Origin of the sequence: Mesorhizobium tianshanense (assembly GCF_007830515.1) — a bacterium.
GTDB classification, from domain to species: Bacteria; Pseudomonadota; Alphaproteobacteria; order Rhizobiales; family Rhizobiaceae; genus Mesorhizobium; species Mesorhizobium tianshanense.
Genome location: NZ_VLKT01000001.1, coordinates 19753 through 31790, shown reverse-complemented (window position 1 = coordinate 31790; position 12038 = coordinate 19753). Strand labels below are relative to the sequence as shown.

The window sequence follows — 12038 nt, the reverse complement described above, 5'->3', positions numbered from 1 at the left end:
TGCACAGGGCACGGAACGGGACAAGCGCCGACTCACCGCGCCAGTTCCTTCAGCCCGAAGCGGATCAGTTTCGACGCATCCGCGTCCTCGCCGGCGCTCTTCAGCGCCGCCGCCACCGCATTGGCGGCGATGTCGCGCGAATAGCCGAGATTGACCAGCGCCGAGACGGCGTCGGTGATCGGCGCCGGCGCGACGCCCTCGCCGAGTTCCTGCTTCAGGCCGATGGTGCCCGAGGCAGTGCCCGCATAGGCCGGCGCCTTGTTCTTCAGTTCGGTGACGATGCGCTCGGCCACCTTCTTGCCGACGCCCGGCGCGCGGCTGACCATGGCGATATCACGCAGCGCGATGGCATTGGCGAGATCGGCAGGCGCCAGCGTCGACAGGATGGCCAGCGCCACCTTGGCGCCGACGCCCTGCACATTGTTCATCAACAGGCGGAACCACTCGCGCTCCAGCACCGACTGGAAGCCGTAGAGCCGCAGCATATCCTCGCGCACATAGGTCTCGATGAACAGCACCACCGCCTCGCCGGGCGCAGGCAAAGCGGCAAGCGTGCGCGCCGAGCAGTGGGCGACATAGCCGACGCCGTGCACGTCGATGATGCAGAAATCCTCGTCGATCTCGTCCAGTGTGCCTTTAAGCTTGCCGATCATGCGTGATCCCTCATGCCAGCGCCGCTATCCTATAGGCAACGCTCTGCCGGTGATGCGCGTGGCAGATGGCAATGGCAAGCGCGTCGGCGGCATCGTCGGTGTCGAAAGTCGCCTTCGGCATCAGCACCTTGACCATCATGTGGATCTGCTTCTTGTCGCCATGGCCGACGCCGATCACCGCCTTCTTGACGGCATTGGGCGCATATTCGGCGACGACCAGACCTGCCCGCGCCGGCACCAGCATGGCGATGCCGCGCGCCTGGCCAAGCTTCAGCGTCGCTGCCGCATCCTTGTTGACGAAAGTCTGCTCGACCGCCGCCTCGTGCGGCATAGCGGTATGCAGGATATCACTGAGCCCATCATGCAACTGGCAGAGGCGCGTCGCCAGCGCCGCCTTGTCGTCGGAACGCACAGTGCCGGAGGCAACGAAGCGTAGCGAATTGCCGAGGCTCTCGACGATGCCCCAACCGGTGCGCCTCAGCCCCGGATCGATGCCGATGATGCGAATCGCTTCCCCCATTCGCCAAGTCTACCCTTGGCGGACAGTGATGCCAGCGAAATGTGAACAAACCAGAAACAGGTTCCCCGCTACGTCCCGGGCAGCCTGTCAGCCGCGGGCGAAAGCCGTATTCAGCAGCGTGATCTGGTCGGAAACCGGATTGACGCGGCGGCCGGATGGCGGCACGTCGGCCACGGCGCTGCCATAGATTTCCTCGTCCATGCGGCGCACCAGCGCCTGCAGGCGCAGCGAGCGGTCGACGAGGTCGAGAAAATCCTTGGGCAGTTCGACCCAGCCTGCGGCATCGTTGTTGGCGGAAGCGGTGTCGAGACGCACCTTGGATTTTTCGGAAGCAACCTGATCGCGGGTCATCTCGCCGGAATTCGCCGCGCGCTGCAAAAGCAGCCATGAGGCGACCTGCATCAGCCTCGTGGTCAGCCGCATCGACTCAGCCGCATAAAGCGTCGCTGCCAGCCTCGACAGTTTCTTCGCCTCGACCCGGCCCTTGCCGTCCAGATATTCTGCCGCCTGTTCGACCAGGCCCATGCCTTCCTGGTAAAGCGGCTTGAAGGATTGGGAGAAAACCCGGCGCTCCGCCAGCTTGATGGTTTTCGCGCTTCCTTTCGAAGACTCGTTCATCGATACGCCCCTGCACTTGCCCTTACAGCCGGCCGATTCGGCGGCATCGCCGTCACGCCTGTAGCCTACATGACTGAAGCTTGAAAATGCGCTTCGGAGCCCGCGAAGGCAAGCACATGTTTAACAAACGGTTAACGGCGGCACAGGCGCCGGGCAACCCGGATCGCGGACAAAAAAAGAGCCGCGGATAAGGCGGCTCTCAGGAGTTTAACAGGGAGGCGTCAAACAAAGTGGCTCCAACCACTCGGTAAGAATCCAGATCACTGGATGCACATAGTAAACGCCTGTAAAGCTTAATGAAACCTTAACGGCGCGGATATTTTTTGATCGAGCGTCTCCCGCCTGTGCCGTAACAGCACAATGCCCGGGCCTTTCGGGCTCAGGCCTTTTGTGCCTCAGCAAGCCGCTCGACCTTCCACACCACTGGCAGCGCGATATAGGCGAACAACAGCAATCCCGCGTAAAAGCCCATCGAGGACGTGGCCACCAGCGGCTCGATCGCCGGGTTGCCGGCAAGCATGATGTAAAGGCCGATCAACAGGCCGATGCCACTGATTGCCGTCAACCAGAAATGGACGGTGGCGAGCGTCTTTCGCCCGATTGCCGGAAACAAATGGTAGAAGAAGGCGAACACCGCCGACATCAGCCATCCGGCCACCATGATATGGGCGTGGGTCGGCATCTGCGCATGGTCTTTGCTGATCGCCATCTGAAGGCCGAGCGCCATCCCAAACAGCGCGTAAATGACGGCCAGCGTGAAGAAATTTCGTGCTACTGTCTGCATACTAATCCCCCGATTTGCCTTTTCCCGACACGGGAATCGGTTGCGTTGAGGCGGTTGATCCGCCGCCGGATCCCCGGCACCGGCGCATTAGCATCGGCAATGTTTCTGGACGATGCCGCATCGCGGCCGGCCCGGCCCTGCAACAGTAGCAGCAGACAGCGCGGCACACTCGTCCAGTCGCCTTACGGTTCCCTTCCGGCCGCGTTTCGCGGGACGCCGAAACAAAGCCGCCTCCCATGCGACATCGTTCCGAAACAGGCGCCGCGCTAAACGCCCGCTCCTTGCGGCGAGACGGAGCAAATGTGCGCCGCTCACAATCGTCGAAACATTCAAGGAGGGAAAACCATGGACTGGTACTCGATCGTCAAATTTCTGCATGTCGTTTCGGCGATCCTCTGGGTCGGCGGCGGCTTCACACTTATGGTGCTTGCCGTACGCGCCGACCGCGCCGGCAACATAGAAGGCATGCTGCAGGCCATGCGCGCCACCGGCGAGCTGGGCAACAGGTTCTTCGCGCCGATGTCGATGCTGACGCTTGCCTTCGGCCTCATCATGTGCGGGTTCTGGGTCGGCTTCTCCGACCTGTGGATTCTGATCGGCCTTGTCGGCTATGCGACGACCTTCTGCATCGGCATGTTCGTCTTCAAACCGACCGCCGACCGCATGGCGGCGATGATCGCCAAGGACGGCGTGACACCGGCGGCCCTCGCCCAGGGCCAGCGCATCCTCAGCGCTGCGCGCCTCGACTATTCGGTGATGCTCGTGATCATCGCCGACATGGTGCTGAAGCCGACGCTGAACGACATCACCATCCTGGGCTGCATGGCGCTGGTCCTGACCACCGGAATTGCTCTTGCCCTCGGCGGGGCGCGCCGGTTGGTGCCGAGTGCCGCCTGAATCCGCAGCGAAGCTGCTGGCCGCTCGGCCGCTCGGCCGCCTCCATGGGCGGCGATCTATAGGAGGCCGGCGATCCCGTCCCACAGAAGCTTGACCGCGACGACCGCCACGGTCGCATAGGTGAATGGATAGAACAGTTCCGGCCGCATCCGCCGCACCAGCCAGGCGCCGGCGAGGGTCGAGAGCGGCGCCAGCGGTAACAGAACCGCCGACGCGGTCAGGTTGGTGGTATCGAACTGTCCCAGCGCAAAATAGGGGACGAGCTTCAATGCGTTGGTAGCGGCAAAGAAGATTGCGGCGGTTCCCGACAGCACTTTCGGATCGAGCCGGATCGGCAGCGCATAGACCTGAAAGGGTGGGCCGCCGACATGGGCGACGAAGCTGGTGAAGCCGGCGACCGTCCCCCAGAAGGCGGCAGCCGCGCGGTTGGGCTCGGCAGAGTGGTTCGCGCCGTGCCGCATCTGTAGATAGACCCAGCGAAGCACGAAGATAATGGCTACGGCGCCGACGATCAGCCGCACCATTTCCGCCGTCACCAGCGCCGCGGTCAGCCAGCCGAGGCCGATGCCGATCACTGCCCCCGGCATCATGTCCGCAAGCATCTTGCGGTCGTAGACACCCCACCATGTCCACACCGAGACGATGTCCATCAGGCACAGAATCGGCAGCAGGATGGCGGCGGCCTGCACCGGCGGCATGGCGAGCGCCATCAGCGGCACGCCGACAAAGCCGACCGCACCGCCAAAGCCACCCTTGGACAGACCGACCAGGATGACGGCTGGAATGGCGGCGGCATAGAACCACGGATCGAGGAGGAGGCCTGACATGGGAGGGGAGCAGTTGGAGGGAAACCGTGTTGACTGGAATAGCCGATAAACCTTCGCGCCGGCGACTGCAAATATGCGCACGATCGGCCCGATCGAAGGAGTCAGGCGCCAAGGCCCATCACAATGATCCCGCCCGCCTGTTCAAGGCAGGCACTTTGCTCTATGCCGCAATGCAACCATCTTCGCCCGGCATAGGCGAAAACCGGGATCGAAAACCAATGAACGACGCTACGCCTCCAAATCGCTGCCGCATCGTGCTGATCGCGCCGCCTGGCGTGTCGGCTGAGCGCATCGGCACGGCGTTCGGGGGCGGCGACGTCGCCTCGCTCATCCTGCCCGAGAACGGCATGGACGAAGCCTCCTTCCAGGCCTTCGCCCAGCAGATCGTGCCGGCGGCGCAAGCGGCAGGCGTCGCTGTCGTCATTGCCGGCGACACCCGCATCGCCGGCCGCGTCCAGGCCGACGGCATTCATGTCGAGGTCGGCAAGGCCGAACTCGCCGAGACGATCGAGCGCTTCCAGGAAAAAATCATGGTCGGCGCCGGCGGCGCCAAGACCCGCGACGATGCGCTGGAACTCGGCGAGGTCAGGCCCGACTACATCTTCTTCGGCCGCTTCGGCTACGACAACAAGCCGGAGCCGCACCCACGCAACCTGTCGCTGGGACAATGGTGGGCGGATGTGATCCAGATCCCTTGCATCGTCATGGCCGGATCCGACCTCGCCTCGGTGGAAGCGGTGGCTGCCACCGGCGCCGAATTCGTGGCGCTGTCCAGCGCCGTCTTCGCCGACGGCGTCGACCCAAAGATGGCAGTCGCCAGCGCCAATGCGCTGCTCGACGAAACCGCGCCGCGTTTCGAGGACTGACGTGCCGGCGCGGACGATCCTCTTCAGTGCTTTCCTTGCAGCGCTCACGGTGCAGGCCGCCGTCGCGGAAACCGTCCCGTTGCCGCAACCCAAGCCCGACACCGACACGGACAAGCCGATCGCCACGCCGCTGCCGCAGCCCGCCACCAATGCGCCGCTGCCGTCGGCCGACGCCATCAATCCCGACCGCTTCGGTGCAAAGCCGTCGGATTCCGCCTATGGCGCCTTCCAGCGCGGTCTTTACAAGACGGCCTACAACCTCGCTTTGGTCCGCGCCCAGAACGGCGATCCAGCGGCACAGACACTGGTCGCCGAGATCTTGTCGCGCGGTCTTGGCACGCCGGTCAACGCGGCGGAGGCAGCGAAATGGTACGCGCTTGCCGCCGAGCAGGGCATACCGGAATCGCAGTTCCAATATGCGCTGATGCTGCTCGACGGCCGCTACGTCAAGAAGGACGAAAAGGCGGCCTACGCGCTGATGCAAGCCGCCGCCGAGGCCGGAAACCGTCTGGCGCAATTCAACTTCGCTCAGTTGCTGGTCAAGCAGGATCCAGGCGATGCCGGCATCGCAAAGGCCGTGTCCTATTATCAGCGCGCCGCCGCGACCGGCCTTGCCGACGCGCAATATGCAATGGCGCAGATCTATGCCAATGGCGTCGGCGGCACGCCGCGTGACGATGCCCAGGCCCGGGGCTTGCTGGCGCAGGCAGCACGGCAGAATTACGACACGGCACAGATCGATCTCGCCGCCTGGATGATCGAAGGACGTGGCGGCGCGCGTGACCTGAAGTCTGGCTTCGGCTGGATGAAGCAGGCCGCCGAGGGCGGCAATGTCGCCGCCCAGAACCGCCTCGCCAAGCTTTACATGGGCGGCATCGGCACCGATCCGGATCCGATCCTTGCCGGCGCCTGGTACACTGTCGCCCGCCGCGCCGGGCTTATCGATCCGCAAATGGACGATTTTCTGCAGGGTCTGACCGAGGACCAAATCAAACAGGCGCTGCAGAAGGCCAACCGCCTGCCGTAACGCGCCGCGGACGGTGAATAGCTGGCAGTGGTGCAGGTAAGACGCTGACGAGGGGATGCCCGAGCGCACTTGCCCTCCTGCCCACTCCCTTGCCTCTCCTGGCGATTTGTGGTCTTGGAGGCGCCAAATCGCTTTCATCGCGAAAATCTCATTTCGGATTACATCATCATGGCCAAGATCAATGGCAACGAAATCCGTCCCGGCAACGTCATCGAGCATGATGGCGGCCTGTGGGTGGCGGTCAGGACCAACACCGTCAAGCCCGGCAAGGGCGGCGCCTACAACCAGGTCGAGCTGAAGAACCTGATCAACGGCACCAAGCTCAACGAGCGTTTCCGTTCCGCCGAAACCGTCGAACAGATCCGGCTTGAGATGAAGGATTTCTCCTTCCTCTACGAGCAGGGCGAAGCGCTGGTGTTCATGGATACCGAAAGCTACGAGCAGCTTGAATTGCAAAAGGATTTCGTCGGCGACCGCGCCGCCTTCCTGCAGGACGGCATGATGGTGACGGTCCAGCTTTATGACGAAAGGCCGATCGGCATTTCGCTGCCCGACCAGGTGACGCTGACCATCACCGAGGCCGACCCCGTGGTGAAGGGCCAGACGGCGGCCTCGTCCTACAAGCCGGCAATACTGGAGAACGGTATCCGCGTGCTGGTGCCGCCCTTCATCGGTTCGGGTGAGCGCATCGTCGTCGACACCAACGAAATCACTTACGTGCGCCGCGCCGACTAAAGCGCCCGGCAGCAGGAAGAAGCGCAGCAGGAAGAACACAATGGCGCGTTCCGCGATCCTCAACGTCATGGTCCAGGCCGCCATGAAGGCCGGCCGCTCGCTGTCGCGCGATTTCGGCGAAGTGCAGAACCTGCAGGTCTCGATGAAGGGGCCGGGCGACTATGTCAGCCAGGCAGACCGCAAGGCCGAGGACATCCTCTTCACCGAACTGTCGAAGGCGCGGCCGGGCTACGCCTTCCTGATGGAGGAGCGCGGCGTGATCGAAGGTGACGACGGCCAGCACCGCTGGATCGTCGATCCGCTCGACGGCACCACCAATTTCCTGCACGGCATCCCGCTCTTCGCCATCTCGATCGCGCTGGAGCGCCAGGGCCAGATCGTCGCCGGCGTCATCTACAACCCGGCGATGGACGAGCTCTACACCGCCGAGCGCGGCGGCGGCGCCTTCATGAACGACCGTCGGCTGCGCGTCGCCGGCCGCGCAAAGCTGATCGATGCGGTGATCGGCTGCGGCGTACCGCATCTCGGGCGCGGCCAGCACGGCAACTTTCTTGTCGAGCTGCGCAATGTGATGGCCGAGGTCTCGGGCGTGCGCCGCCTCGGCTCTGCTTCGCTCGATCTCGCCTACGTCGCTGCCGGCCGCATGGACGGGTTCTGGGAAACCGGCCTGTCGGCCTGGGACATCGCCGCCGGCATCCTGGTGATCCGCGAGGCGGGCGGCTTCGTCTCCGACTTCGCCGGCGGGCAGAACATGCTGGAAGGCGGCTCGGTCGTCGCCGGCAACGAGATCATCCAGCGTGCGCTGCTGAAGACGGTGAAAAAGCCGGTGCCGCCGCGCTGATCAACTTGGCGCGCTGAACCGCCGCAGTCGCAAAACCGCAACCAAAGCTTGAAATACTGTCCGGCATCCGCCCAGATAGGGGGATGCAGGATCATTCATGACGAATATCGGGCCCGAATCCCAGATCGAGATCCCCTTCATGGGACGCTGGCACTATTCGCGCGCCGAAATGATTGCCGACGGCATCGTCCATGCGGTGGGCATCGTGCTCGCCATCGCCGCTGGCTCGGCCCTGCTGGCGCTGGCCGCCTCCCATGCCGGCCCCGGCGAATATGTCGCCGCTGCCTTCTACGTGGTTTCGCTGCTCACCGTGCTATCGGTGTCGCTGGCCTACAATCTGTGGCCGGTGTCGCCGGCCAAGTGGATTTTGCGCCGCTTCGACCATGCCGCGATCTATCTGCTGATCGCCGCGACCTACACGCCCTTCCTGGCCCAACTCGACGGCTCGCCGCTGGCCGTCTCGATGATCGTCCTGGTCTGGGTTGCCGCAGCAATCGGCATCGCCATCAAGGTGCTGCTTCCCGGCCGCTTCGACCGGCTGGCGATCGTCTTCTATCTCGCCATCGGCTGGAGTAGCATCGTCCTGGTCGAGCCGCTCGTCCAGACGCTGCCTACGACATCGATTGCGCTGATCGTTGCCGGTGGCATCGTCTACTCCTGCGGCGTCATCTTCTTTGCCTGGAAGGGGCTGCGCTTCCACAATGCGCTGTGGCACGGCTTTGTCGTCACCGGCGCCAGCCTGCATCTGGCCGCCATGGTCGACTGCCTGGTCATCAACCGGCTCTGACGCCAAATGACCCGGTTGGCAATATTGCCAAGCGCCATTCAATTTCGTCACAATTGCGTTTAGAGTCGCCGTCAAACGTGATTTGGCGGCAGCGGCATCGGAAACGGGGCACGGATGGCTTTTTTCAAATCCTTCGGCATCGACAGACGCTCCGACGTTCTGATGTACGATCCGCACAAATTGTCGAGCCCGCAGGTCTTTCTCCTGACCATGGTCATCTTCCTGATGATCGTCGCCTTCATCGCCGCCATCCTGACCCGTCAGATCTCGACCGCCTTCGCCACCAATCCCGGTCTCAACGGCCTGATCATCGGCGTGCTTGTGGTCGGCATCCTGCTGGCCTTCGTGCAGGTCGGCCGGCTGTTTCGCGAAGTGCGCTGGGTCAACTCCTTTCGGGCCGGCTCCGAAACCACCGAGCCGGTGCTGCTGGCGCCGATGAAGGCGATGATCGGCCGCTCGTCGACGATCGCCTTCTCGACCAGCTCGATGCGCACCATGCTCGATTCGATCGCCACCCGCCTCGACGAAAGCCGCGATACCTCGCGCTACCTTGTCGGGCTGCTGGTTTTCCTTGGCCTGCTCGGCACTTTCTGGGGCCTGCTCAACACAATCGGCTCGATCCGCGAAACCATTGCGTCGCTCGATCCCGGCACCGGCGATGCTGCCGCCGTGCTCGAATCCCTGAAGCAGGGCCTTTCCGCGCCGCTGGCCGGCATGGGCACCGCCTTCTCGTCCTCGCTGTTCGGCCTGTCCGGCTCCCTGGTGCTAGGCTTCCTCGACCTGCAGGCTGGCCGCGCCCAGACACGTTTCTACACCGAGCTCGAAAACTGGCTGTCCTCGGTCACCGACCTGTCGTCCGACATCGTCGTCGCCGAACCGGTCAAGGCCGAATCCTCCGACGAGATCCGTGTCCTGTCGGAAAGGCTGCGCAGCATGCAGGAGAGTGGCGGCGGCGCCAATCCGCGCGTCGCCACCGCCATGGCCAATCTTGCCGACGGCATTTCGGGCCTGGTCAAGAACATGCGCTCGGAGCAGCAGATCATGCGCGACTGGGTCGAGGCCCAATCGGACGAGCAGAAGGCGATGCGCAGCACGCTGGAGAAGATCGCCGACGCCCTGAAGAAGCCTGGAGTTCATTAGCATGGCTCTCGCCAGGAGCCGGCGTGCCGATCGCCGCATCGACTACTGGCCGGGCTTCGTCGACGCGCTTTCGACGCTGCTGCTCGCGATCATGTTCCTGCTCACGGTCTTCGTGCTGGCGCAGTTCCTGCTCGGCCGCGAAATCTCCGGCAAGGACACGGTGCTCAACCGCCTCAACTTGCAGATCAACGAATTGACCCAGCTTCTGGCGCTGGAACGCTCGACGACGCAGGACAGGGAAGATTCGCTCGCCAATTTACAGGCGTCGCTGTCGGCGTCAGAGGCGGAAAAGAGCCGGCTCGAGCAATTGCTGGCGCAAGGCGCCGGCGCCGGCGACGCGGCCAACCAGCGCGCCACGGCACTTTCCGGCGAACTCGACAACCAGCGCCAGATCAGCCAGCAGGCGCTGAGCCAGGTCGAAATCCTCAACCAGCAGATCGCGGCGCTGCGCAGGCAGATCGGAGCGCTCGAAGAAGCGCTCAACGTGTCCGAAGCGCGCGATCGCGAGTCCAACACAAAAATCGCCGATCTCGGCCGCCGCCTGAACGTCGCGCTGGCGCAACGCGTGCAGGAACTGAACCGCTATCGGTCCGACTTCTTCGGGCGCTTACGCGAAATCCTCGCCGACCGCGAGAACATCCGCATCGTCGGCGACCGCTTCGTCTTCCAGTCGGAAGTGCTTTTCCCGACTGGCTCCGAAGTGATCAACGACGCCGGCAAGGTCGAGATGAAGAAGCTCGCCGACGCCATCATCGACCTGCAGAAGGAGATCCCGCCGGAGATCAATTGGGTGCTGCGCGTCGACGGCCACACCGACGACAAGCCGCTGTCGGGCACCGGCCGCTACCGCGACAATTGGGAATTGTCGACGGCACGCTCGACCTCGGTGGTGAAATTCCTGATCGAGAACGGCGTACCGGCCAACCGGCTGGTTGCGGCCGGCTTCGGCGAATTTCAGCCGCTCGACCCCGCCGACACTGAAGACGCGCGCAACAAGAACCGCCGTATCGAACTGAAACTGACCGAGCGCTGATCGGCCCGGCTCGAAGCGGCAGCCGCATGTAGGGCGCCAGCATAGGCTGGCAAGGCCTGAAAAGATTACCTTTTTTTGATTGCACTTTGCCGAGAAGCGCTCCTAGGCTCTGTCACCGGGGCCGAGAACCGCTGGCGGTGGAATCGTCCATCGCGACGCGACGGAACCGGACGGCCCACGGCAGGAAGGTGGGCGTCCCAATCGCCGCCTCCCCAGTAAAAGGAGACGCAGCCATGCGCTCTTTCACTGCCAAGACCCTCGGGCTCCAGCCGCTCAAGCGCATGACCCTCAGGACTGCAACGCTCGCCGCACTTCTCGTCACCGTTCCGTTTGCTGGCGCCTACGCCGCATCGACCTCCTTCTACGGCCTACGTGAGACCGGCTTGATCAACCAGATAGAGAGTGTGGATACAGGTATACGAGCCGCGACGCAGGCAAACGTGATCCCGCCCGACGAGGCGCGTGATTTGCATACGCAGGTCGCTCAACTCGACCAGGTCGCCCACAGGGCCGCGCGAAATGGAACGATACCGGCCACGCAATATCGGCAGTTGCTGCAGCAGCTCGACGACGTGAGCCAAAAGCTGCGGGCCACCACCGGCAGCGCCTTCCTCATCGGCAGTGGCGGCGATGGCGGGTATTATCCAAACGGTTACGGCCCAAATCATCCACACCGCTGAAAATTCATTACGGCGCGTGCGCCCTGTCGGCGCGCAAGGCCGCTGCAGCACTTTTGGCATGGCCCCCTTCCGGACGGTTTGGGGTCATGCGCGAGGCCGTCGGAACCAAAAACGATGCTCAAAAAAGCTGGCTCAACGCGAGCGCGATCTGCGCCAGCATTGCCGGCACGGTCTGGATGAACAGTATCTTCCTGCCGACCGTCGCCGCGCCGTAGAGGCCGGCGATGGCGACGCAGAGCAGGAAGAAGACCTTGGTCTGGAAACCGGCCGCGCCAAGGTAAAGTCCCCAGATCAGCCCGGCGGCGAGAAAGCCGTTGTAAAGCCCCTGGTTGGCGGCAAGCACTTTCGATGCGCTGGCGAATTCCGGCGTCAGCTTGAACGCCTTGTGGCCGCGCGGCGTGTCCCACAGCACCATCTCCAGGTAGACGATGTAGAGGTGGATCAGGGCTACCAACCCGACCAGCACATTGGCGATCATGCTTCGTCTCCCCGTCACGGCCTTGCGCCGCCAGGCGATATTGACCACGCACGCCATCACCTCCGCAAGATCCATAACTCTCGCAAGATGCCCATCGCTTTTACAAGGCGCATCGCGGCGCTCCAGCCGGCGATCTATGTGCATCCGCAGAC

General features: G+C 63.5%; 15 protein-coding genes. 9 read left to right on the top strand and 6 right to left on the bottom strand.

What is annotated here, in order from left to right; translation table 11 throughout:
• Window positions 1-32: 32 nt before the first annotated feature.
• The 4 genes from ruvA to IQ26_RS00185 form a co-directional block, all read right to left on the bottom strand.
• Window positions 33-653 carry a Holliday junction branch migration protein RuvA gene (gene ruvA / locus IQ26_RS00200; RefSeq protein WP_145711126.1) on the bottom strand — a complete coding sequence of 207 codons (621 nt, stop codon included), beginning with the start codon at window positions 651-653 and terminating at the stop codon, window positions 33-35.
• 10 nt (window positions 654-663) lie between these two features.
• Window positions 664-1173, bottom strand: coding sequence for a crossover junction endodeoxyribonuclease RuvC (gene ruvC, locus IQ26_RS00195; RefSeq protein WP_145711124.1), 510 nt, complete (start codon window positions 1171-1173; stop codon window positions 664-666).
• 87 nt (window positions 1174-1260) lie between these two features.
• Window positions 1261-1791, bottom strand: coding sequence for a protease adaptor protein RcdA (rcdA, locus tag IQ26_RS00190; RefSeq protein ID WP_145711122.1), 531 nt, complete (start codon window positions 1789-1791; stop codon window positions 1261-1263).
• Window positions 1792-2170: 379 nt separating this feature from the next.
• Window positions 2171-2575 (bottom strand): cbb3-type cytochrome c oxidase subunit I, encoded by a 405-nt coding sequence (locus IQ26_RS00185; protein ID WP_145711120.1) that lies wholly within the window; start codon window positions 2573-2575, stop codon window positions 2171-2173.
• A gap of 345 nt (window positions 2576-2920) precedes the next feature.
• Between IQ26_RS00185 and IQ26_RS00180 the strand changes: the two genes are divergently transcribed.
• Window positions 2921-3472, top strand: coding sequence for a DUF2269 family protein (locus IQ26_RS00180; RefSeq protein ID WP_145711117.1), 552 nt, complete (start codon window positions 2921-2923; stop codon window positions 3470-3472).
• 56 nt (window positions 3473-3528) lie between these two features.
• On the opposite strand, the gene IQ26_RS00175 is transcribed toward IQ26_RS00180, so the two are convergent.
• Complete coding sequence (locus tag IQ26_RS00175) at window positions 3529-4299, bottom strand: sulfite exporter TauE/SafE family protein (RefSeq protein WP_145711115.1); 771 nt, start codon at window positions 4297-4299, stop codon at window positions 3529-3531.
• A gap of 218 nt (window positions 4300-4517) precedes the next feature.
• On the opposite strand from IQ26_RS00175, the gene IQ26_RS00170 reads away from it, so the two are divergent.
• From IQ26_RS00170 to IQ26_RS00135, 8 genes are all read left to right on the top strand, one after another.
• On the top strand, window positions 4518-5165 hold the full coding sequence (locus IQ26_RS00170) for a thiamine phosphate synthase (RefSeq protein WP_145711113.1): 648 nt from the start codon (window positions 4518-4520) through the stop codon (window positions 5163-5165).
• Window position 5166: 1 nt separating this feature from the next.
• On the top strand, window positions 5167-6192 hold the full coding sequence (locus tag IQ26_RS00165; RefSeq protein ID WP_240546936.1) for a tetratricopeptide repeat protein: 1026 nt from the start codon (window positions 5167-5169) through the stop codon (window positions 6190-6192).
• Between the two features lie 168 nt (window positions 6193-6360).
• Entirely contained in the window at window positions 6361-6927 is a 567-nt protein-coding gene (efp, locus tag IQ26_RS00160; protein WP_145711109.1) for an elongation factor P, read from the top strand.
• A gap of 40 nt (window positions 6928-6967) precedes the next feature.
• On the top strand, window positions 6968-7768 hold the full coding sequence (locus IQ26_RS00155; RefSeq protein WP_145711105.1) for an inositol monophosphatase family protein: 801 nt from the start codon (window positions 6968-6970) through the stop codon (window positions 7766-7768).
• 97 nt (window positions 7769-7865) lie between these two features.
• A complete protein-coding gene (trhA, locus tag IQ26_RS00150; RefSeq protein WP_145711103.1) occupies window positions 7866-8555 on the top strand; it encodes a PAQR family membrane homeostasis protein TrhA in 690 nt (229 codons plus the stop codon).
• A 114-nt stretch (window positions 8556-8669) separates the two neighbouring features.
• A complete protein-coding gene (locus IQ26_RS00145) occupies window positions 8670-9695 on the top strand; it encodes a MotA/TolQ/ExbB proton channel family protein (protein WP_145711101.1) in 1026 nt (341 codons plus the stop codon).
• Window position 9696: 1 nt separating this feature from the next.
• Window positions 9697-10728, top strand: coding sequence for a peptidoglycan -binding protein (locus tag IQ26_RS00140; RefSeq protein ID WP_145711099.1), 1032 nt, complete (start codon window positions 9697-9699; stop codon window positions 10726-10728).
• A 233-nt stretch (window positions 10729-10961) separates the two neighbouring features.
• The gene (locus IQ26_RS00135) at window positions 10962-11408 is read left to right on the top strand and encodes a hypothetical protein (protein ID WP_145711097.1); all 447 of its coding nucleotides are present in this window, start codon (window positions 10962-10964) and stop codon (window positions 11406-11408) included.
• A 118-nt stretch (window positions 11409-11526) separates the two neighbouring features.
• Here IQ26_RS00135 and IQ26_RS00130 read toward each other — a convergent pair whose 3' ends face one another.
• Entirely contained in the window at window positions 11527-11886 is a 360-nt protein-coding gene (locus IQ26_RS00130; protein ID WP_145711095.1) for a DUF1304 domain-containing protein, read from the bottom strand.
• Between the last annotated feature and the right edge of the window lie 152 nt (window positions 11887-12038).